Source organism: Enorma burkinafasonensis (genome assembly GCF_902150035.1).
GTDB classification, from domain to species: Bacteria; Actinomycetota; Coriobacteriia; order Coriobacteriales; family Coriobacteriaceae; genus Enorma; species Enorma burkinafasonensis.
On sequence record NZ_LR597501.1, the window covers coordinates 113,138 to 134,924 of the forward strand.

Consider the following 21,787-nt stretch of genomic DNA (forward strand, 5'->3'; position numbering starts at 1 on the left):
AACGTGCTACCCGAGGATCTCGACCTCGACCGCGGTGCCCAGACGGGCAGCCAGGGCGCGGGCGAGCGTGCGGATAGCCTTGATGGTCCTGCCGCGACGGCCGATGACCTTGGCCACGTCGGCCTCGGCGACCGTGATCTCGATGACCGACGAGCGCTCGCCGTCGATCACCTCGAGGCTCACGGAGTCGGTATCGTCGACGATGCTCAAGACGAGGTACTCAACCAGATCGGCGATGCGATCGGAGAGCTCGGCCTCGGTTGCGGCGGAAGCCGCCAGCTCCTCGGCCACAGCGCCTACTCCTCGGTGGACTCGGCGGCCTCGACCTCAGCGGCGGCCTTGGCGGCCTCGGCTTCCTTGGCGAGCTGCTTCTTGGACTTCTTGACCTCGGTCTCGGTCTTCGGGCCCTCCTCGGCGGCCTTCATGAGCGCCTTGACGGCGTCGGTGGGCTGGGCGCCCTTGGCCTGCCACTCGGCGATCTTCTCGAGGTCGAGGCTGATCGTCTTGGGAGAGGTCAGCGGGTTGTAGCGGCCGACCTCCTCGATGAAGCGGCCGTCGCGCGGCGAGCGCGAGTTGGCGACGACGATGCGGTAGTACGGACGCTTCTTAGAGCCGTGACGGGCAAGGCGAATCTTGACTGCCAATGAAAACTCCTCCAACCATGCAGCATGATGCTGCGCTTACGGACAAACAGGTTGTAATGATACGCCAACGGATGGAGCAGGTGAAGTGGCAGCCGCCAACTTCTTCGGTAGTTCCGCAGGCACCTCCACATATTACGCAAGATTTCCGCGATTGCAAGGCGCCGCGCGAACAATGCGCAAATCGCGACAGCTGCGCCTCCCCCGCGCGCAGGGTCACTTTGCGGGCTTGTTCTGGTTCAGGAACTTGTCGGCGCGGACCAGGTCCTCGCCGAAACGCGCCGCGCGGCCGAAGCCCACCGACGCGTCGCCGAAGCGCTCGCGCACGCGGTCGACCGCGACGGAGAGGTCGCGCCGGTCGCTTGCGACGGCGCCGCGCTCGTCGACCTCGCAGAAGAGATCGGTCTGGATACCGGAGGCGGCCTTGAAGTCGCTCACGCCGATGCCGAGCAGGCGGATGTGCATGCCCTCGCGCCAGACCTCGTCCATGAGGCCGAGGGCGGCCTCGACGAAGATGTTCTCGTCGTCGGTGGGGCGCGCGAGCTTGCGCTGGATGGTGCGGCCCTCGCCGTAGGAGAACTTGATCTTGACGGTGACGGTCCTGCCGGCGAGCCCGCGGCGCCGAAGGCGCCTGCCCACGGTCTCCCCCAGAAGGTGCAGGGCCGCGTCGACGTCGCGCCGGTCAGTGAGGTCGCGCGCGAACGTGCGCTCGTTGCTCACCGACTTGACCTCGTCCTCGACGTCCACCGCGGTGACGGCGCTCGCCTCGAGCCCGCGGGCGCGCAGGCGCATCTGCTCGCCGTTCACCCCGAAGACCGCGCCGAGCACCCCGCGGGGCGCCTCGGCGAGCTGGCCCAGGGTGTGGATGCCGGCCTTCTTGAGCGCCGCCTCGGCGCTCTTCCCGATCCCGCTCATCGCGCGCACCGGCAACGGGGCGAGGAAGCTCTCCTCCGTACCGGGTAGCACCACGGTGAGCCCGCGCGGCTTGTCGCGGTCGCTCGCGATCTTGGCGACCGTCTTGCTCGTGCCGAGCCCGATCGAGCACGTGATGCCGAGCTCGCTCACGCGCCGCGCAATCCGCTGCGCGATGGCGACGGGGCTCTCGCGGGCGAAGCGGCCGGGCGTCACGTCGAAGAACGCCTCGTCGATCGAGACCTGGTCGACGTAGGGCGTCTCGTCGGCGAGGATGGCCATGACCTGGGCGCTCATCTCGCGGTAGCGGTCGAAGTGCCCATGTGTCCAGATCGCGTCGGGGCAGAGCCGGCGCGCCTGCGCGGACGGCATCGCCGAATGCACGCCATAGGTGCGGGCCTCGTAGGAGGCCGTCGACACCACGCCGCGCTCGTCGGCCGCACCGCCCACGATGACGGGCTTGCCGCGCCATTCGGGATGGTCGAGCTGCTCGACGCTCGCGAAGAACGCGTCGAGGTCCATGAGGCCGATCGCCGACCCCTCCCATGCCCCGAAGAGCCCCTCGAGGCCGCCTATGCCGCCCGTGCCCCCCACCGGCTCGTTCTTAGTCGAGGTCGAGCTCGAGTGCGGGCGCGGCGCCCCAGAGCTTCTCCAGGCGGTAGTACGAGCGCGCCTCGGGCGTGAACACGTGCACGAGGACCGAGCCGTAGTCCATGAGGATCCAGGTGCGCTGGTCGCGGCCCTCGATGGAGAACGGGTGCTCGCAACAGCTCGTGGCGACCTTCTCCTCTACCTCGTCGACGAGGGTGTCGACCTGGCGGTTGTTGGCGCCCGTGGCGATCACGAAGTAGTCGCAGACGTCGGAGAGCTCGGTCAGGTCGAGGACGACGATGTCCTCGGCCTTCTTGGCGGACATCGCCTCGGCCGCGACGCGCGCGACCTCACGGGCGGAGACGCCCGCAGAGGAGAGCGAGGCGGCGCTGCGCTCGACGGATGCCACGGAGTCCTCGTGCGCGGGGGCCGCGGCCTCAAGCGCCTCGTCGGCGGCGTCGTTCAGGATCTCGATATCGTTTGCCATGGTCTGCCTTTCTGGTCGGTCCTAGCGCTTCTGCGCGAGCGCGTAGCGGTTGTAGATGGGAAGTGCCGTGGGGTACAGGTAGCGGCCGCCGCCGATGACGTAGACGAGCCCCTGCGCGAAGCAGGTGAAGAAGAGCCGCTCGAGGTCGACCTCGCCCACGAGCGCGCGGAGGTCGTCGGCGTAGCTGCCGCGCCTCCCGGGCTCGATGGCGTCGGCCACGAAGACCACCATGTCGAGCGGCCCCATGTCGAGGGCGCCCACCGTGTGCCTGTCGATCGCCTGGAAGACCGCGCGGTCGAGCTCGGGGAAGAGCTCGGGCAGCTCGCGCGCGGCGACAGGCCCGTGGAGCAGCGGCGCGGCGAGCGCGGGCGACCCCTCGATGGGGATGCGGTAGCGCACCGCGCGGGCCACGAGCTCGCCATCCTCGACGACCTTGTCCCAGTCGTGGAGGAACCCCGCCGCCGCGGCATCGAAGGCGTCCACGCCATAGGTGCGCGCGAGCCCCACCGCCGTGCGGGCGACGCCGAGCGAGTGGACATGGCGCCGGGGCTTCTCCTTCATGCGCACGGCGAGCAGCCCCTCGATGCGCTCGAGAGCCGTAAGCTCCGCGCCCGTGAACCCGAGCTCGGCGCTCACCGATACCTCATGCGTCTCCATCGGCGATCTCCTCCCTGTGGTGGATGGCCGCGAGCTCGTCGCGGTAGAGCCCGTTCTTGCGGATGAAGCCCAGGACCGACTCGGAGGTGAGGTACCGAGCGCTCTTGCCGCTGGCGACGCGCTGGCGGATGTTGGTCGAGCTGATCGCGAGCGCGGGGATCTCGATGTAGCGAACGTCGAAGGGGATGCCCGCCGCCGCGATGCGCATGCGCGCCTGCGCGATATCGTACCCCGGGCGCGAGGCCGCGATGAGCGTGGCGAGCTCGGCGATCTCGGCAGCGTCGTGCCACGAGACGATGTCCAGGATGGCGTCGGCGCCCGTGATGAAGTAGAGCTCGACGTTATCCGGGTAGTGGCTGCGGAGCATCCGCAGCGTGTCGACCGTGTAGGTGACCCCCGGCCGGTCGATCTCGAAGCGGCTCGCGTAGAACGCGTCGTTCGCCGCGGTGGCGAGCACCGTCATGGCGTAGCGGTCCTCGGCGCGCGTCACGCGCTTGTCGAGCTTGAACGCGGGCGAGCCCGCGGGCATGAAGAGCACCAGGTCGAGCGCGAGCGCCTCGCGGGCCTGCTCGGCGGTGACCAGGTGCCCGTAGTGGATGGGGTCGAAGGTCCCGCCCATGATGCCTAGGCGGTAGGTCCTGCCGGCGTCCTCACCGAGCGCGGGGAGCCCCAGCGCCACGCGCTCATCCATCGATATCAGCTCCCCCATCGGCTGCGGGCGGCGCGGCCTCGACGGCAACACCCTCCTCGGGGGCGTCAACGCCATCGGAGCCGTCCGCGGCCACGGCATCGGCCTCGATGGCGAGGTCCTCACCGTCATCGAACTCCTCGGCGCCCTCGTAGTCGAAGGCGCGGCCCACGATGCGCACCTCGTCGCCCGCGCGGCAGCCGGCGGCCTCGAGCGCGTCGTCGACGCCCATGCGGCTGAAGCGGTGCTGCAGGTAGAGGATGGCCTCCTCGTTCTCCCAGTCGGTCTGGACCACGAGGCGCTCGACCTGCGTGCCGATGACGCGGAACACGCCGGGCTCCTCCTGGACCACGCTGAAGCGCGCCTCGCGCTCGCGGCGGCGGCGCTCCCAGCGCTCGTCGTAGACCACCGGCGCGACGTCGCTCGCAAGCTCGCTGCGGAGCTCGGCCACGGCCTCGCCGCAGGCGAGCATGAGCGTGTTCATCCCGGCGCCCGTGACCGCCGAGACGGCGAAGAAGCGGTGCCCGTCGGCGAGCACGGCCTCCTTCAGCCGCGCGATGCGCTCCGCCGTGCCCGTCACATCGCACTTGTTCGCGACGACGATCTGCGGGCGCTCGGCGAGGTCGACGGCGTACCTGCGGAGCTCCTCGTTGATCACGCGGTAGTCCTCCACGGGGTCGCGCCCCTCGAAGCCGCCCGTGATGTCCACGACGTGCATGATGAGCGCGGTGCGCTCGATGTGGCGCAGGAACTGGTGCCCCAGCCCCTTGCCCTCGCTCGCGCCCTCGATGAGGCCGGGGACGTCGGCGACGACGTAGGAGTACTCCCCCGCCCGCACCATGCCGAGGTTGGGCACGAGGGTCGTGAAGGGGTAGTCGGCGATCTTGGGCCGGGCGGCGCTCATGCGGGCGATGAGCGAGCTCTTGCCCACCGACGGCAGGCCCACGAGGGCGGCGTCGGCCATGAGCTTCATCTCGAGCTCGATCCAGTGCTCCTGCGCGGGTTCGCCGAGCTGGGCGAAAGCCGGCGCGCGGCGCACCGACGAGACGAAGTGCGTGTTGCCGAGGCCCCCCTGGCCGCCGGGCGCCACGACGACCTGCTCGCCGTCGTGCGTGAGGTCGGCGATCTCGTACAGGGGCTCCTGCGTCTCGGGGTCGAGCTCGCGCACGACCGTGCCCATGGGCACCTTGAGCACGAGGTCCTCGCCGGCGCGGCCGTCCTTGCGGGCGCCCTTGCCGTGCGTGCCGCGCTCGGCGCGGAAATGGTGCTTGTAGCGGTAGTCGATGAGCGAGGAGAGCTGCGCGTCGGCCTTGATGACGACGTTGCCGCCGCGCCCGCCGTCGCCGCCGTCGGGGCCGCCCTTGGGGACGTGGGCCTCGCGCCTGAACGACATGCAGCCGGCGCCGCCGTCACCGCCCTTCACGTTGATGCGACAGATATCGGTGAACTGTGCCATCTCGCTCCTCGCTTTCAAAAAACGGGAGACCCCCGAAGCAAACGAGGGCCTCCCGCATATGCATGGTATGAAGGGTCTGCTATGCGTTGGCGAACGGACGCACGCTCACGCGATGCTTGATACCGCGCTTGTACTCGACCGTACCGTCGATGAGGGCGAACAGCGTATCGTCCTTGCCGCGACCGACGTTATCACCCGGGTGGATGTGGGTGCCGTGCTGGCGGACGAGAATCGTGCCCGCAGTGACGGACTGGCCGCCGAAACGCTTGCAGCCAAGACGCTGACCGCGCGAGTCGCGGCCATTACGGGAGGAACCGAGTCCTTTTTTGTGTGCCATGTCTCGTACCTACTCTCTCTGAGTGCGCTACTCGGCTACGGGAGCCTCGGCCGGAGCCTCCGCTTCCTTGGTGGTCTTGCGGGCGGCGCGCGACGTAGCCTGCACCTTGGTGATCTTCACCTTGGTGAGCTGCTGGCGGTGACCCTTGAGGCGACGGTAGCGCTTGCGCTTCTTGAACTTGAAGACAAGCTGCTTCTCGCCCTTGAACTGGTCGACGATCTCAGCCGTGACCTTGGCCTTGGCAAGCTTAGCGGCGTCGGTGACGATCTTCTTGCCGTCGTTCAGGAAGATGACGGGAAGCTCGACCTTGGAGCCGACCTCGCCCTCGATCTTCTCGACGGTAATCACATCATCCTGCGCGACCTTGTACTGCTTGCCGCCGGTTGAAACGATTGCGTACATTTGATAGCCCTTCATGCATCTGGTAGTGCAACAGCCGAATATAGTAGCAGCAGGTCGAAACCCCGTCAACAGATATTCGCAGAGTCTCCGCAACCTGCCTTGCCGCCCCGCATCAGAGCGGCGGGACGTGCCCGCCCCGCTCGTCGAGTCCGTACTGCGCGACGCGGTCCACGCGGTAGCGCTCGAAGCGGACGAGGTCCTGGATCCCCGTGGACTCGATCGGGACGTCCGGCTCGCCGCGGAGCTCGGCGTCGAGGGCGGCGAGGAGGATCTCGGGCCTGAGCGCGCCCTCGTTGTCCAGGTAGGTCTCGAGCTCGAGCACAAGGTCGCCGGTGGCGGCGTCGGGGTGCACGGCGAAGCCCGTGAGCGTGCGCGCGAGGTCGAGCCGCTTGGTCTTGCGGCCGCGCAGGTAGGGGATCTCGCCGCGGGCGCGGACGACCTCGAGCGCGCGGGTGAGCTCGTCCGCCGAGACGCCCCCGCCCGCGCACGGCGTGAGCGCGATGGCGTAGTCGGCACGCGTGATGAAGGCCGTGAGGGCCGCCGCGCGCACGTCGACGTAGCCGGCCTCTTGGGGCGCGAGGCCGACTGGCGTCGCCGCCGCGAGCCGTGCGAGCGCCTCGGGTGCCGGGACGAGCTCGGTCATGAAGAGGTCGTACCACTCGCACGACGAGCCCGTGCCCACCGGCAGCGCCGCCGAGAAGCCGGCGCGCAGGTGGGGCGAGAAGCCCTGCGTGACCGCATAGGGCAGCCCCGCGCGGCGCACGGAGCGCTCGATGGTGTGCATGACCTCGAGGTGGCCGAGGTACCTCAGCCGCCCCTCCTTTACGTAGCGCCCGCGGAGCCTGAACAGGCACTGCTCGCTCATGATCGATCACCTGCCAGAACGTTCGAGGCGCCGAGCGTGGGGCAGATCCCGCAGCCCGTGCACGAGGCGCGCGTGCAGTCCGCGGTGGTCTCTCCCGCGAGCGCGCGGCGCCACTCGCGCTCGAGGAACCCGCGGGACTCGCCCGGGCTCACGTGCTCCCAGGGGAGGCGCCACGAGAGCTCGAAGGGCTCGGTCGCGATGCGGCGCAGGTCCATGCCCGCCTCCTCGGCGGCATCGAGCCAGCGCTCGAGCGAGAACTGCTCGGTCCAGGCATCGAAGCGCGCGCCCCGGCGCCAGGCGCCCATGATGACGGGCGTGAGGTCGCGGCCGGCGCGCGAGAGCGCCGCCTCGATGAGCGAGGTCGACGCGTCGTGGTAGTGGACGCGCACCTGGCGGCTGCGCACGCTGTCGACGAGGAGCTGCTGGCGGCGGCGCACCTCGGCGTCGTCGAGCTGGCCGCACCACTGGAACGGCGTGTGCGCCTTGGGGATGAAGACCGAGACCGAGACGGAGACAGAGATGCCGCCGCGCTGGCCCTTGGGGACGACCTCGTGCGCGATGTCGACGACGCGATCGGCGAGGTTCGCGATGGCGACGATGTCCTCGTCGCGCTCGCCGGGCAGCCCCATCATGAAGTAGAGCTTGATGCGGCGCCATCCGGCCCCGAAGGCCGCGCGCGCGGCGCGCTCGAGGTCGTCCTCGGTGACGTTCTTGTTGATGACGTCGCGCAGGCGCTGGCTGCCCGCCTCGGGCGCGAAGGTGAGGCCGCCCTTCTTCTCGCCCGCCACCTCGAGCGCCATGTCCACCCCGAAGGAGTCGAGGCGCTGCGAGGGGATCGAGACCGAGATGCCCGTGTCGGCGAGGCCCCGGTTGAGGCGGCGGAGCACCTGCGCGCAGCAGGAGTGGTCGGTCGTGGAGAGCGAGGTGAGCGAGACCTCGTCGTAGCCCGTGCGCTCGAGGCCGCGCGTCACCGCCGCGACGATCTGGTCGGGCGTGCGCTCGCGCACGGGGCGGTAGGTCATGCCCGCCTGGCAGAAGCGGCAGCCGCGCGCGCAGCCGCGCAGGATCTCGATCGAGAGGCGGTCGTGCACGAGCTCGGCGTAGGGCACCACCGTCTGGCTCAGGGGGTCCGTGGCGCCGAAGTCGGCGACCACGCGCTTGTAGACGACCTCGGGCACGTCCTCCCCCGCCCGCGGCACGGTGTAGCCGTGCTCGGTGCAGGGGCCCTCGTGCGACACCTCGTAGAGCGAGGGCACGTACGTGCCGGGGATGCGTGCGAGCTCGCGCAGGATCTCCGCGCGCGAGGCGCCCGCGTCGCGCAGTCGCTCGTGCGCGCGGCAGACCTCGACGATGGACTCCTCGCCCTCGCCGATGAGCATGGCGTCGAAGAAGGCGCAGATGGGCTCGGGGTTGTAGACCGAGGGCCCGCCCGCGATCACGAGCGGGTCGTCCTCGCCGCGCTCGGCGGAAAGAAGCGGGATGCCCGCGAGGTCGAGCGCCTCGAGGTAGTTGGTGCAGGCCATCTCGTGCGGGACGTGGAAGCCCACCACGTCGAAGGACGAGACGGGCGCGGCGCCCTCGAGCGAGAGAAGGGGCACACCGGCCTCGCGCATGCGGTCGGCCATATCGACCCAGGGCACGTAGGCGCGCTCGCACGCGATGCCCTCCTGGCCGTTCAAGATCTTGTAGAGAATCGCGAGGCCCTGGTTGGGCAGGCCCACCTCGTAGGTGTCGGGGTAGATGAGGCAGGCGCGGTAGGACGCCTCGCCGCCCGCGAGCGCGCCCCATTCGTGGTCGAGGTAGCGGCTCGGCTTCTCGACCTGCGCGAGCAGGAGCTCGAGCTCGGAGAACCTATCTTCGTAGACGGTACGCACAGGCGCCCCCTAGCGCGCCGGGGCGACGGCGACCGAGGCGCCCTCGGCGCCCGCGTGCCCGCGGATGCGACCGAGAAGCGAGCGGATGGCGTCGTTCGCCGCGGAGTAGTCGACCCCGCGCCCGTAGATGCCGGCGAGCGCGCACCCCATGCCATAGGTGCCCGCGGCGGCGATGGCGGCCTTCACGATGAAGGAGCCGTGCGGGATGAGGCGGCAGACGCCGCGGGCCACGGAGCGCAGCGCGACCGCGCAGGCGATGACGCCCGCGACCTCGTAGCCGCGCTCGGGCTCGAGCCGGTAGCCGAAGATCGAGCTCAGCTTGAGCGCCATGCCGATCTGGGCGACGGTCATGACCGGGAAGTCGGCGCCCGGGATGAACACGAGCGCACCGGTCGCCATGTTGGCGAGCGCGCACGACGTCACGATGCGGTTGACCGCGGCGATGCGCATGAAGGGGAAGTTCGCGGCGAAGGCCACGTCCTTCTCCGTGCGGTCGAGGATCCAGCGGGCGAGCGTCTCGAGCAGGTAGGTCTTATCTGTCGCGGCGATGAGCCCGAGCATGGGCGTATCGGCCTTGATGAAGGGCACCTCCACGCTCGACTCGGCGACGACCGCCACGGGCGCCCCGGCGACGAGGAGCTCGCGCACGGCCCCCTCGAGGCGCGCGGACCCGCAGGAGAGCACGAGCACGACATCGGTGTCGGCGCGCGGCTCGAGCGGCTTCTCGGTGATGCGCTCCACGCGCACGAGCGCCGAGGTGGTCTCGGGCACGAACGCGTCGCGGACCGTCTCGACGAGAAACGGCGTCACGCTCCGGTCGAGGTAGACCGCCACGCGCACCGGCGTGTCGGAATCGCGCTTGGTGGAGACGCCCACCTTGAGCGCCTGGGCGAACATGTCGAGGGGGATACGCATTGCAACACCTCACTGAGCCGCATGGCGACGCCATATGGATTGGATGATACCGATGACCATGCACTGCACGAGCATGGACGACGATCCGAAGCTGATGAACGGCAACGGAATGCCGGTGATGGGCATGAGCCCGATGCACATGCCGATGTTCTCGAAGATCTGGAAGAGCCACATGCCCACGAACCCCACGCACACGAGCTTGTAGAACAGCGACTCGCAGCGGATGGCGACGCGGATCGTCGAGAACATGAGCAGGGCGAAGAGCGAAAGCAAAAGGAACGCGCCGGCGAACCCGAAGGTCTCGCTCAAAAGCGCGAACACGAAGTCCGTATGGGACTCGGGCAGAAAGCCCGCCGCGGACTGCGTCGCGTTGCCGAGCCCCTTGCCGAAAAACCCGCCCGAGCCCACGGCGATGAGCGACTGCTGCAGGTTGTAGCCCGCGCTCGAGGTGTCCGACTCGGGGTCGAGGAAGACGAGCAGGCGGTTCATCTGGTAGTCCTGGATGAGCGAGTTCTCGTCGCCGACGATGCCGTCGACGATCGAGTCGGTCGCCAGGATGAGCGAGACGAGGCCGATGATGATCGCGAGCGTGGCGAGGACCCATTCCTTGCGCGCACCGCTCATCATGATGATGATCGCGCCCGAGACGAACACGACGAGGCTCGAGCCCAGGTCGCCCTGGATGATGACGCAGACGAAGGGCACGGCGAGCATGCCGCAGAGCTTCAGGTACTCCTTCACGGAGTCGATGCTGCCGTGGTACTGCGCGCCGAGCGCCGCCATGTAGAAGATGGTGACCACCTTCACGAGCTCGACCGGCTGGAAGTTGAGGCCGATGAGCGGGATCTTGATCCACCCGGTCATGCCCATCGCCGTGACCGAGAGGCCCGGCACATACGGCAGGAAGATGAGCACGATGTCCACGACCATGAGCGTGCTCGACATGTTGGCGAGGTTCGACAGGTCGAGGTTCCACATCACGACGGCAAGCCCCGCGCCGAGGCCGATGCCGAGGAGGTGCCGGGCGAACGAGGCCTCGGGGTTGGTGAGCGACGCCGACCAGATGATGAGCGTGCCGTAGGCCACGAGCCCGATCCACGCCGCGAGCACGCCCAGGTGCACCTGCTGGCGGAACGTGCTCCTGGAGGAGCTCATCTTCTTGTTGACGTGCTTCAGGCTGCTCGCCTGGGCGCCCTGCTTGGCCGGCATGGATGCACCTCCCTATCTGGTCTGGTCGGTCGTGGTGACGGGGACGTCGTCGGGATCGTCGTAGATGACGCCGAGGACGTGGCGGATCGCGTACATGGCCGTCGAGGCGCCGAAGCCGCCCTCCTCGAGGAGGCAGGCGATGACGTACTTGGGGTCGTCGGCGGGCGCGTAGACGATGAACCACGCGTAGGGGTCCTCGTTGTTGCGCTCGCCCGTGCCCGACTTGCCCTCGACGAGCACGGAGAGGTTGTTGAAGTGCGCGGCGCACGAGGGGCTCTCCTCGTAGATGACGCCGCGCAGGCCCGCCTTCACGAGCGCGAGGTCGTCCTCGGAGTTGATGGACGCGGTCAGCCGCTCCTTCGTGCCCGTCTCGTTGTAGAGGTAGGCGTCTCCGCTCCCGTCGCGCGCGACGGCGGAGAGCAGGATATGGGGCGTCTGCTCGAGGCCGCCCATGGCGATGCCTGCGTAGGCCGTCGCCATCTGGAGCGGCGTGACCAGGATGTCGCCCTGGCCGATGACGATGTTCGTCATGTCACCGGGATTCCAGGCGCGATCCTGCTCGGAGTAGTCGGAGAAGTGCTCGTCCTTCCACGCGGCGTCGGGCACGCGGCCCGCGGCCTCGGCGGGAAGGTCCACGCCGGTCTTGGAGCCCAGGCCCCAGCGGCGGAACATCTCCTGCAGGCCCTCGGGGTGGTCCTTGTCGTAGAAGAAGTCCTTGCCCATGTCGTAGAAGACCGGGTCGCACGACCAGGTGATGCCGCCCTGCAGGTTCAGGGTGCCGTGGCCGGAGTGGTTCCAGCACCACTTGCCGTACTCCTCGCCGTTGCCCGTCCACCAGCCGGTGCAGGTGGTGGTGCGCGTCGCAGGGTAGATGCCGTACTCGAGCCCGGCGAAGGCCGAGAAGGGCTTGATGGTCGAGGCCGACATGTACTGGCCGCTCACCGCGCGGTTGAGCAGCGGGTTTCCGCTCTCCTCGCTGTTGAGCTCGGCCCATACGTCCGACGAGACGCCGCCCACGAAGACCGAGGGGTCGAAGGTGGGCGCGCTCGCGAGGCCCAAGATCTCGCCGTTGGTGCAGTCGAGGCACAGGCACGCGCCGTTGCGCGCCTCGCCGTAGCCCGCCTGCTGCGAGATGTTGATGGCGTAGGCGAGCCCCTCCTCGCAGGCGCGCTGGATGGTCAGGTCGAGCGTGAGCTTGATGTCGGTGCCCGCGCGCGGCGGGACCTCCCCCACCTGGCCGGTGACGTTGCCCACCGAGTCGACCGTGACGGTCTGCTCGCCGCGGATGCCCTGCAGGAGGTTCTCGTACTGGCTCTCGACGCCGGCCTGGCCCACGATGTCGCCGGACTGGTACTCGATGGCGCTCGCCGTGTCCTCGCCCGCGTCGATGCGCTCCTGCTGGGCCTGGAGCTGCTCTTGGGTCACGGTGCCGGTGTAGCCGAGCACGTGGCAGGCGAGCGAGCCGTACGGGTACTCGCGCTCCGTGCGGTCCTCGATGTAGACGCCCGGGAACTCGCCAGCGTGCTCCTGGATGTAGGCGACGGTCGAGCGGCGCACGTCGGTGGCGATGGTGTGGCGCGCCTGGGCGCCCTCAGTGTTGTCCTGGATGTTGCGCATGACCGCGATGTAGGGCATGCCGAGCACGTTCGCGAGGTGCCGCACGAGCACGGTGTCCTCGCGCAGGTCGCGGTAGGCGGTCACCGCGAGCGAGGCGCGGTTGCGCACGAGCTCCACGCCGTTGCGGTCGAGGATGCGCCCGCGCGGGGCGGCCGTGGTGACGGTCCTGGTCTGGTTCTTGACGGCGAGCTCGTCGTAGTGGTCCGAGCTCACCATCTGCATGCTCCAGAGCTTGACCGCAAGCGTCGCGAACATCGCGGCGACGCCGGCGGTGAGCAGGGTGAAGCGGCCCTTGTAGGCGAGGCCCTGGGTGTTGCCCTCGCCCTCGGCGGCGCGCGGGCGCGTGCCGTTCTTGGTGTCGAACGTGAAGCGGCCCGAATAGCTCCTCATGAAGATGAGGGAGCCCACGATGGCCGCGACGAGGACCAGACCGGCTATGACGACGAGGAGCTGCGCACTCACCGACGCCACCCCCTACCTGAGTCCCCTACCCCGGCCACGCGAGGCAGACTTGAAGCGGGTGCCGCGGCCGCGGGCGGAGAAACTCGCCCGCGCGGGCCCCATGAAGATCGAGAGCATGAGGAAGGGCACCGAGGCCAGCGTAGAGAGGACCGCGGTCATGAGACCGTGGCCGCCGAGCGAGAGCAGGATGTCGCGCTCCGTGCCCAGAAGGAGGAGCGCGATGCCGTTCACGAGGCACACCGCGAGCGCGAAGACGCCCATGAAGCGCATCGAGGTCGACGAGAGGCCGCTCGTGCCGGCGCTCGCCAGCTGGACGAGCGCGAACGAGCCGACGGTCAGGATGAGCGTCATGAGCCCCACGGGCACGGGCGAGGTGAGGTCGTAGAGAAGCCCCGCCCCGAAGCCGACGAAGACCGCCTGGTCGGGCTTGCCCATGAGGGCCACCGAGCCGGCGAGCGCGATCATGAAGTTGAAGCGGCCGCCCAGAATCGAGATCTGGGGGGCTATGGCCACCTGCAGCACGCAGGCGGCGATGATGAGGATGGCGAGCGTGCGCTGGCCATGTGCGCTGTCGCGGAAGTCCATGGCCATCTACTCCACGCTCCCCGCCTCGGCGATGGTGCCGGCGTCCTCGTCCGTCCCGTCGCCCGAGCCGCCCTCGGCGTCATCGGTATCCTGCGTGTCCTCGTCGGTCGAGGTGTCGCGGCCGGTCCCCTGGGGGTTGGCGTTGGCCTCGGCGACCTCCTCGTCGGTCGCCGCCTGCTCGCTCGTGAGCGAGGTGATGACGAGGACCTCCTCGTTGTTCTCGGTGCCGGACGACGCGGGCGCGACGACGATCGTGTAGTAGGTCGCGTTGTCGGCGCGCGTGACCGACGAGACGGTACCGAGCGGGATGCCCTTGGGGTAGACCCCGCCGATACCGGAGGTGACGATGATGTCGCCCTCCTTGACGTCGGAGTCGACGGTCACGTACTCGAGCCTGAGCGTCCCGTCGGGCTGGCCCTGGAGGATGCCCTGCGCGCGGGTCGCCTGGACCATGGCCGACACGCCCGAGTTCTCGTCGGTGATGAGGCGCACCGTGGCGGTGTTGGTCGAGACCTCGATGATCTGGCCGATCACGCCGGACGAGTTGCAGACGGGCATGTTGATGGCGAGCCCGTCGGCCGACCCCTTGTCGATCTGGACCGTGCGCGACCAGGCGTCACCGGACTCGCCGATGATGCGCGCCGCGGTGGACTGCAGGTTGTAGGTCGACTGGAGCCCGAGAAGCTGCTCCAGGCGGGTCGCCGTCTCCTCGGCCTCGGAAAGCTCGGCCACGCGGGCCGTGAGCTCCTCGTTCTCGGCACGGAGCTCCTCCAAGGTCTCCTGCGAGGCGGTGAGGTTGCCCATGACGTTGCCGAGCGCGTTGAAGGGCGAGGCCACGGCAGATCCCGCCATGCGCACGGGGCTCGTCACCGTGGTGACGAAGCCGCGGACGCCGTGGATGAAACCGGTGTCGCCCTCCCTCAGGTAGAAGGTGAGCACCAGAAGCGACACGATCGTGAGGATCACGAACGGGCGCATCCCCGTCTGGGGCCTGTTGTTGTTGAGCGAGGACGAGAACCCTTGCGAGCGAGGCACGGAGCGCACCCTCTCTTAGGCGTTGCTCTGGACGAACCCGCCGTCGAACGCGTTCGCCTCGAGCACGCGGGCGCACCCGTTGACCACGTTGTCGAGGGCGGTGGGGCTCACGTTGACCGAAACACCCGTCTCCTCGCGCAGAAGCACGTCCAGCCCGCGCAGCAGCGCGCCGCCGCCCGTGAGCAGGATGCCGTAGTACATGAGGTCCGAGGCCAGGTCGGGCGGGGTCGCGTCGAGCGCGTCCTTGACGGCCTTGGTCATCTCGTCGAGCGGCTTCTGGAGGGCGCGGCGGATCTCCTCGCTCTCGATGCGCACGGTCTTGGGCAGGCCCGTGATGACGTCGCGGCCGTTCACCTCGACGTCGAGCTCGTCCTTGAGCGGCACGGCGGAGCCGACCTTGATCTTGATGTCCTCGGCCGTGCGCTCGCCGATCGCCAGGTTGTAGGCGTCGCGCACGTGCGAGAGGATGGACTGGTCGAACTCGTCGCCCGCGACGCGGATGGACTGCGAGACGACGATGCCGCCCATGGCGATGACGGCGACCTCGGTGGTGCCGCCGCCGATGTCGATGACCATCGAGCCCGTGGGCTCCTCGACGGGCAGGTCGGCGCCGATCGCGGCCGCCATGGGCTCCTCGATGAGGTAGGCCTGGCGGGCGCCGGCGGACATGGTGGCCTCGAAGACGGCGCGCTTCTCGACCGACGTCACGCCCGACGGCACGCAGACCACGACGCGCGGGCGCGGCGTCCAGGGATAGCGCTTGTCGGATGCCTTGTCGATGAAGTAGCGAAGCATCGCCTCGGTGACGTCGAAGTCGGCGATGACGCCGTCCTTCAACGGGCGGACGGCGACGATGTTGCCGGGCGTGCGGCCGAGCATGCGCTTGGCCTCGATGCCCACGGCGAGGATGCGGTCGTCGTTCTTGTCGATGGCGACGACGGAGGGCTCGCGGATGACGATGCCCTTCCCGCGCACGGAGACCAGCGTGTTGGCGGTGCCCAGGTCGATGGCGAGGTCACCGGCGTACTGGCCGAACAGCATGTCCATCAAAGAAAACAAGGTTGCTCCAGAAAGGTCGTTGGTGGCGTCGATACGCTAGCAAGCTAGTGTAGAGCACCGCGCCGGGCGCGTGCGGGCGCGCCGCGGCTCTGTGCAAATTACACACGCTACTCGACGGGTGCCTCCTCGGTCGCGGGCTCTTCCGCGGTGTCGGTCGAGGCGGCGTCCTGCTCGGTCGCCTGGGCCTCGTCGGCGGCGGCATCGCCGGCGTCGTCGGCCTCGTCGGAGGACGCCTCGAACTGCATCTCGATCGAGGCGACGGCCCAGCCGACGTGGTTCGCGTTGCGCACGAAGGTAACCTCGTAGGTGGGCTGGCCGCCACGCGGCAGCTCGACGGTCACGAGCGCCGTGGACTCGGTCATCGACTGGTCCATGTTGGTGATCGTGGGCGTCGCGTCCTCGGGGATCGAGGCAACGATCTGCGAGCGGGCGCTGTCGGAGAGGCCGGGCGCCAGGTACTGGTCGGTGTCGCCGCCGTCGGTGACCGCGTCGAAGAGCCCCGTCAGGGCGTCCTGCTGCGAGGGGAAGCCGAAGCCGCGCGTGTAGGCGAAGGCGAGGCCGCCTGCCGCCGCGATGAGCAGGATCAGGATGACGAGGAACACCTTGAGCCCGGTGTGGCGGTGCTTGCGGCGGATCTTCATGTTCTGGCGGTCCTGCTGGATCATCTCGGACTCGGTGAGCGTGAAGAAGCCGGTGTCGGAGGGGTCGGGCATGAACTGGCCGGACTTGCCGAGCGGGTCGAGCGGGTCGAGGCCGCCGACCTCCTGGCCGCCGACGGGCGCCATGGCGTTTTTGGCCGATGCGGCGTCGAGCGCGTCCTGCGAGACGGCCTGGGCGTCGAGCTGCTCGGGCGTGAGCTGGTAGATGCCGTCGGCCGTGGCGAGGCGGAACGCCTCGGCGGCCTCCGTGTGCCGGCCGCAGGCGCTGTAGGCGCAGCCGAGCCCGGCGTTGAGCGAGCGCGTGTCGTCGCGCGGGCCCGCGAAGTCGAGCGCGGTGCGGTAGGACTCGACGGCGTCGGCCGGACGGCCGAGCTTGACGAAGCAGGCGCCGAGCTGGCCCAGGGCAGATGCGGGCGCGGGGTTGGCGCCGTCGATGGCCGCCTGACGGAAGGCCGTGCCGGCCTCAGCGACGCGGTCCTCGGCGAGCAGCGCGCGCCCAAGGCCCAGGTAGGCCTTGTAGGGCGTGGAGTAGGAGTTGTCCTGCGTCGCCTCGGTGAAGCAGGCGATGGCGCCGGCGTTGTCGCCGAGCGCGCTCAGGGCCTTGCCGCGGTTGGTGAGCAGCGCGCCGCGCTTGCCGTAGGCGGTGTCGAGCAGGGCCTGCGCGTAGGCGTCGGCCGCCTCGTGCACGAGACCGAGCCTCATGAGCGCGTTGCCGCGCAGGTGGTCGACCTCGCCCGAGACCTCGGACTCGCCCTTGCACGCCGTGAAGAACTGGACGGCGCCGGAATAGTCGCCCGCGCGATATGCAGCGCGCGCCTGCTCAAGAAGCTGTGAGTTCACGGTTACTCCCCCGCTCGCGTAGCGTCATGGATGATCTCGACGTGCTCGATCGCGTCGCCGGCGCGCAGCGCGCCGATGACGTCGAGCCCCTCGACCGTGGTGCCGAAGACGGTGTACCCCGCATCGAGGTTGTGCTGGGGCCCCAGGCAGAAGTAGAACTGGGAGCCCGCGGAATCCGGGTCCTGGGAGCGCGCCATCGCGAGCGCGCCGTCCACATGGCTGTTGCGCGGGTTCGTGGCGAACTCCGCCTTGATGCGCCAGCCGGGGCCGCCCGTGCCGGGCATGCCGTCCGGGCCTGGCTTGCCGGCCGCGACGTCCTCCCCGCTCATGTCGCGGGTGTTGGGGTCGCCGCCCTGGATGACGAAGCCGGGGACGTAGCGGTGGAACTTGAGGCCGTCATAGAAGCCCATGGTGGCCAGCTCGCAGAAATTGCCCACGTGGATGGGGGCGCCGTCGCCGTCGAGCGCGACGCGGACGGTGCCCTTCGAGGTCTCGATGACGGCGACCTCGTCGCCGCGGACGTCGTACTCGGGGGTATGGAGCTCGGGCCTGGCGAATCCGAACATGCTGATCCTTCCCACGGCAGATACCTTCAATCCATCCAATTCTAGCAATAACCGGGGGCGTTCACGAATTCGGCATGTAGATGGGCCAATTCAAGGAGGGCTTGAGGGCGGGCGCTACGAGCGCTCCGCAGGGCGCCACTCCGTCACGTGGTCGTAGTAGCTCTCGAGCGCGCTCGATCCCGCCTCACGCATGGGCGCGAGGATCTCGTCCTGGTGCTGGCCCATGTGCTCGCCGTCGGGGTAGCCGAGCGACACGTCCCACGACGCGCAGATGGCGTCGATGCGCTCGTACATCCACTGCGCGAGCTGGCGTACGTTCGCGCGGTCGGTCTCGTAGGCAGAGCCCTCCGTGAGCTGCATCTCGTCGAGCTCGTCGATGATCTGCTGCAGCTCGTCGCGGACCTCGTAGGCACCGCGCGAGGCGTCCTGGCGCTTCTGCAGGCTCGAGGCCATGTACCAGCCGTTGAAGGAGTCGATCGCGTCGCCGAAGGCGTCGCCGTCGTTGATGGCGACCACGCGCTCGTAGAGCTCGGTGAGCTCGGCGAGGGCCGCCTCGTCGGAAAGCGTGCGGTCCTCGAGGGTCTGCGGGGCGTCCTCGGCGTCCTCCACGGCATCGGTGCCGTCATCGGCGGCCTCGGCGCCCTCCCCCATCCCCTCGCGGCTCGGGAAGGACTCGCGGGCGGAGGTGCGCACGCTCTCGTAGATGCCCGGCATGACGCCGAGCGGGTCGAGGTAGACGAAGGCCACGGCCCCGCACACGAGCGCGATGGCGGCAAGCGCCACGAGCGCGCCGCGCGGCACGAGCCTGCGCGGGTGGTAGGGGTCCCCGCCGTCCTTGCGGCCGCCGCGGCGAGCGCCGTCCTTCGAGCGGCGCTCGACCTCGTCGCGGTCGAGCACGTTGGTCGCCGACGGGTCGAGCGACTCCGAGAGGACGTCCTGCACCGATGAGGAGCGCGCGAAGCGGCTCCCCCGGTCGCCCTCGAGCATGGCGTCGGTCAGCTTGGGGAAGCTCGCCGTCTTGCCCGCGGCGAGATCCGAGGCCGCCGCCTCGGTCGAGAGGATGCCGGGGGCGGGCCTGCCGCACTTGGGGCAGGTGCGGTCGCTCGGCGCGAGCCGCGCCCCGCACCCCTCGCAGAACACGAAGCTCTTGCGCGCGGGCGCGGAGGCGACGTAGGCATGGCAGTGGGGGCAGACCGACGCGTCGTCATCGATGTGCTTGAGGCACTGGGGGCAGATCACAGGGGGCCTTTCTGGTCGCTAGGATGCGTGCCCGCGGATGAGCCCGTCGAGCACATACGGTAGGATACCACCGCTCGCCATGTACGCGGCCTCGGCCGGGGTGTCCACGCGCGCGATCGCATCGAAGCGGGTCTCGGTGCCGTCGGGCGCGGTCGCGCAGACGCCCACGCGCCGCGATGCGGGCAAGCCGGCCGCCCAGTCGATGGGCTCGATCGAGAAGGTCTCGAGCCCCGTGAGGCCGAGCGAGGCGGCCGTGACGCCCTCCTCGAGCTCCAGGGGCAAGATCCCCATGCCCACGAGGTTGGAGCGGTGGATGCGCTCGAAGCTCTCGGCGATGACCGCGCGCACGCCGAGGAGCGCCGGGCCTTTCGCCGCCCAGTCGCGCGACGAGCCCGACCCGTACATCTTGCCGGCGATGACCAGAAGCGGGATGCCGGCAGCGCGGGCCGACTCCGCCGCGTCGAAGACCGTCACCGTCTCGCCGCTCACCGGGTCGCGGGTCCAGGCGCCGCTCCGGCCGCTCGCGAGCCGGTTCTCGAGGCGCACGTTCGCGAAGGTTCCGCGCATCATGACCTCGTGGTTGCCGCGCCGCGAACCGTAGCTGTTGAACGCGCCCTCCTCGACGCCGTGCTCCTCAAGGTAGCGCGCCGCGGGAGATGCGGGCGCGATCCGGCCCGCCGGCGAGATGTGGTCGGTCGTCACGAAGTCGCCGAGGTAGACGAGGCAGCGCGCCCCCTCGATGCCCGCACCCGGGTGGGCGATGTCGGCATCGTCGACGAACGGCGGGCGTCGCACGTACGTGGAGGCGGCGTCCCACGGGAAGGTCGATGCGGGCGCGCGGTCGCCGAGAAGGCGCCAGCTCGCGTCGCCCTCGAAGAGGCCGTGCGCGGCCCTATCGTAGAGCGCGCGGTCGGCAAAGCGCTCAACGAGCGCGGCGACCTCGTCGTCTGCCGGCAGCAGATCGGCGAGCATGACGGGGCCCCGTGCGCCCTGGCAGACCGGCTCGTGCTGAAGATCGACATCGACGGTGCCCGCAAGCGCGTAGGCCACGACGAGCGCCGGCGCGCACAGATAGTTCTGGGCGACCTCGGGCGCGATCCTGCCCTCGAAGTTGCGGTTGCCCGAGAGCACGCTCGCGAGCTCGAGCTCCCCTGCGCGCTCGGCGAGCTCGGGCGCGATGGGGCCCGAGTTGCCGATGCAGCTCATGCAGCCCCAGCCGCAGACCGAGAAGCCGAGGCGCGCGAGCGGCTCGATGAGGCCGGCGCGGGCGAGCAGGTCAGTCGTGGCATGCGAGCCGGGCGCGAACACGCGCTTCACCCAGGGCCTGGGCTCGCAGCCGAGCTCGACGGCACGGCGCGCGACGAGGCCCGCGGCGATCATCATGGCGGGGTCGGTCGCCGTGGTGCAGCTCGTGATCGCGGCGATGGCGACGGCGCCGTGGCGCACGCACTCGGCGCCCGCGGCGAAGTCGACCTCGACGCCCGAGCCGGGCTCGCGACCGTGGTCGCGAAGCACCGAGCGGAACCGCTCCCTCAGGCCGGGCACCGCGACGCGGTCGTGCGGGCGCGAGGGCCCGGCGAGCGAGGGCTCGACGGCCGAGAGGTCGAGCTCGAGCACGCGCGCGAAGACCGGCTCCGGGGCGTCTGCCGTGAAGCCCTGGGCTTCAAGGTAGACGCGGGCGAGCTCGAGCGTGCCCGGCTCGCGCCCGAAGGTGGCGAGCTGCGCAAGCGTGGCCTCGTCGGGCGGGAAGTAGGTCACGGTCGCGCCGTACTCGGGCGTCATGTTCGCGATCGTGGCGCGCTGCGTGGGCGTGAGCTCCGAGACGCCGGGCCCGAAGCACTCGACGAGCGAGCCCACCACGCGCTCCGCGCGCAGCAACTCCGCGAAGGCGAGGGCGACGTCCATGGCACTCACACCCGGGCGGAGCAACCCCGTGAGGCGCATGCCCACGACCTCGGGGATCCTGATGGCGCAGGGCTGGCCGAGCGCGGCGGGCTCGGCCTCGATGCCGCCCACGCCCCAGCCGAGGACGCCCACGCCGTTGGCGGTCGTGGTGTGGGAGTCCGTGCCGACGAGGGTGTCGAAGAAGGCGAAGGGCTCGCCGTCGTCGACGGCCGTGCGCACCACGGTGCAGAAGCGCTCTATGTTGAGCTGGTGGCAGATGCCTTTGCCGGGCGGGACGATCTCGACGTTATCGAAGCTCTTGGCGCTCCAGGAGAGGAACGAGAAGCGCTCGGCGTTGCGCTCGGCCTCGATGCGGGCGTTCTCGGCGGCGGCGTTCGCGCAGGAGGCGACGTCGGCGGTGACCGAGTGGTCCACGACGAGCGTGCAGGGGATCCGCGGGTTCACGAGGGCGGGGTCGGCACCGCGCGCGAGGGCGGCGTCGCGCATGGCGGCGAAGTCGACGAAGACCGGCACGCCGGTGAAATCCTGGAAGAGCACGCGCGCGGGCATGAACTCGATCTCGTCGCCCGCCGTGCCCGCGAGTCCGGAGCGCACGATGCGCTCGGCGACCTCGCGGCCCGCCTCGGCGGAGGGGGCGTGGCGCACCGCGTTCTCGAGGAGGACCTTCAAGGTCAGGGGCAGCCGCTCGGTGCCCAGGATGTCGGGGATGCTGACGTAGCGGTACGTGGCGCCGTCCACCGTGAGCTCGCGCTCGGCGAAACGGACCTGCTGTGCTGGTGCCATGGG

Annotated in this window: 21 protein-coding genes; all 21 read right to left on the minus strand. The window is 69.8% G+C overall.

Annotated elements, in window-relative coordinates; genetic code table 11:
* Positions 1-6: 6 nt before the first annotated feature.
* The 21 genes from FS885_RS00565 to acnA all read right to left on the minus strand — a co-directional run bounded on the left by FS885_RS00565 (position 7) and on the right by acnA (position 21,784).
* Positions 7-291: a KH domain-containing protein gene (locus FS885_RS00565; RefSeq protein WP_144743013.1), complete on the minus strand. Its 285-nt coding sequence runs from the start codon at positions 289-291 to the stop codon at positions 7-9.
* A gap of 5 nt (positions 292-296) precedes the next feature.
* On the minus strand, positions 297-644 hold the full coding sequence (gene rpsP, locus FS885_RS00570) for a 30S ribosomal protein S16 (RefSeq protein ID WP_144743014.1): 348 nt from the start codon (positions 642-644) through the stop codon (positions 297-299).
* Positions 645-857: 213 nt separating this feature from the next.
* On the minus strand, positions 858-2,147 hold the full coding sequence (gene dinB / locus FS885_RS00575) for a DNA polymerase IV (RefSeq protein ID WP_246060668.1): 1,290 nt from the start codon (positions 2,145-2,147) through the stop codon (positions 858-860).
* A 10-nt stretch (positions 2,148-2,157) separates the two neighbouring features.
* Positions 2,158-2,631, minus strand: a complete 474-nt coding sequence (gene rsfS / locus FS885_RS00580; protein ID WP_144743015.1) for a ribosome silencing factor — start codon at positions 2,629-2,631, stop codon at positions 2,158-2,160.
* Positions 2,632-2,652: 21 nt separating this feature from the next.
* Positions 2,653-3,288 (minus strand): bis(5'-nucleosyl)-tetraphosphatase (symmetrical) YqeK, encoded by a 636-nt coding sequence (yqeK, locus tag FS885_RS00585; protein ID WP_246060669.1) that lies wholly within the window; start codon positions 3,286-3,288, stop codon positions 2,653-2,655.
* Positions 3,275-3,979, minus strand: a complete 705-nt coding sequence (gene nadD / locus FS885_RS00590; protein ID WP_144743016.1) for a nicotinate-nucleotide adenylyltransferase — start codon at positions 3,977-3,979, stop codon at positions 3,275-3,277. The genes yqeK and nadD overlap by 14 nt, the downstream gene beginning before the upstream one ends.
* Positions 3,972-5,432, minus strand: a complete 1,461-nt coding sequence (gene obgE / locus FS885_RS00595; protein WP_144743017.1) for a GTPase ObgE — start codon at positions 5,430-5,432, stop codon at positions 3,972-3,974. Before obgE ends, nadD begins: the two co-directional genes overlap by 8 nt.
* A 79-nt stretch (positions 5,433-5,511) precedes the next feature.
* On the minus strand, positions 5,512-5,769 hold the full coding sequence (rpmA, locus tag FS885_RS00600) for a 50S ribosomal protein L27 (protein WP_144743018.1): 258 nt from the start codon (positions 5,767-5,769) through the stop codon (positions 5,512-5,514).
* Positions 5,770-5,796: 27 nt separating this feature from the next.
* Positions 5,797-6,171 carry a 50S ribosomal protein L21 gene (rplU, locus tag FS885_RS00605; RefSeq protein ID WP_102372082.1) on the minus strand — a complete coding sequence of 125 codons (375 nt, stop codon included), beginning with the start codon at positions 6,169-6,171 and terminating at the stop codon, positions 5,797-5,799.
* Positions 6,172-6,283: 112 nt separating this feature from the next.
* Positions 6,284-7,036 carry a TIGR03936 family radical SAM-associated protein gene (locus tag FS885_RS00610; RefSeq protein ID WP_144743019.1) on the minus strand — a complete coding sequence of 251 codons (753 nt, stop codon included), beginning with the start codon at positions 7,034-7,036 and terminating at the stop codon, positions 6,284-6,286.
* Complete coding sequence (locus FS885_RS00615) at positions 7,033-8,910, minus strand: TIGR03960 family B12-binding radical SAM protein (RefSeq protein WP_144743020.1); 1,878 nt, start codon at positions 8,908-8,910, stop codon at positions 7,033-7,035. Before FS885_RS00615 ends, FS885_RS00610 begins: the two co-directional genes overlap by 4 nt.
* Before the next feature lie 9 nt (positions 8,911-8,919).
* Positions 8,920-9,825: a hypothetical protein gene (locus tag FS885_RS00620; protein ID WP_144743021.1), complete on the minus strand. Its 906-nt coding sequence runs from the start codon at positions 9,823-9,825 to the stop codon at positions 8,920-8,922.
* Between the two features lie 9 nt (positions 9,826-9,834).
* Positions 9,835-11,034, minus strand: a complete 1,200-nt coding sequence (locus FS885_RS00625) for an FtsW/RodA/SpoVE family cell cycle protein (protein WP_144743022.1) — start codon at positions 11,032-11,034, stop codon at positions 9,835-9,837.
* Positions 11,035-11,046: 12 nt separating this feature from the next.
* On the minus strand, positions 11,047-13,113 hold the full coding sequence (mrdA, locus tag FS885_RS00630; RefSeq protein WP_144743023.1) for a penicillin-binding protein 2: 2,067 nt from the start codon (positions 13,111-13,113) through the stop codon (positions 11,047-11,049).
* A gap of 12 nt (positions 13,114-13,125) precedes the next feature.
* Positions 13,126-13,704: a hypothetical protein gene (locus FS885_RS00635; protein ID WP_246060670.1), complete on the minus strand. Its 579-nt coding sequence runs from the start codon at positions 13,702-13,704 to the stop codon at positions 13,126-13,128.
* Positions 13,705-14,733 carry a rod shape-determining protein MreC gene (gene mreC, locus FS885_RS00640; RefSeq protein WP_246060671.1) on the minus strand — a complete coding sequence of 343 codons (1,029 nt, stop codon included), beginning with the start codon at positions 14,731-14,733 and terminating at the stop codon, positions 13,705-13,707.
* Positions 14,734-14,748: 15 nt separating this feature from the next.
* Positions 14,749-15,780 (minus strand): rod shape-determining protein, encoded by a 1,032-nt coding sequence (gene mreB / locus FS885_RS00645; RefSeq protein WP_144743217.1) that lies wholly within the window; start codon positions 15,778-15,780, stop codon positions 14,749-14,751.
* A gap of 119 nt (positions 15,781-15,899) precedes the next feature.
* The gene (locus FS885_RS00650; RefSeq protein ID WP_144743024.1) at positions 15,900-17,291 is read right to left on the minus strand and encodes a tetratricopeptide repeat protein; all 1,392 of its coding nucleotides are present in this window, start codon (positions 17,289-17,291) and stop codon (positions 15,900-15,902) included.
* 2 nt (positions 17,292-17,293) lie between these two features.
* Entirely contained in the window at positions 17,294-17,857 is a 564-nt protein-coding gene (locus FS885_RS00655; RefSeq protein WP_144743025.1) for a peptidylprolyl isomerase, read from the minus strand.
* Positions 17,858-17,971: 114 nt separating this feature from the next.
* Entirely contained in the window at positions 17,972-19,096 is a 1,125-nt protein-coding gene (locus tag FS885_RS00660; RefSeq protein ID WP_144743026.1) for a zinc ribbon domain-containing protein, read from the minus strand.
* An 18-nt stretch (positions 19,097-19,114) separates the two neighbouring features.
* The gene (gene acnA / locus FS885_RS00665) at positions 19,115-21,784 is read right to left on the minus strand and encodes an aconitate hydratase AcnA (RefSeq protein WP_144743027.1); all 2,670 of its coding nucleotides are present in this window, start codon (positions 21,782-21,784) and stop codon (positions 19,115-19,117) included.
* Positions 21,785-21,787 lie beyond the last annotated feature (3 nt).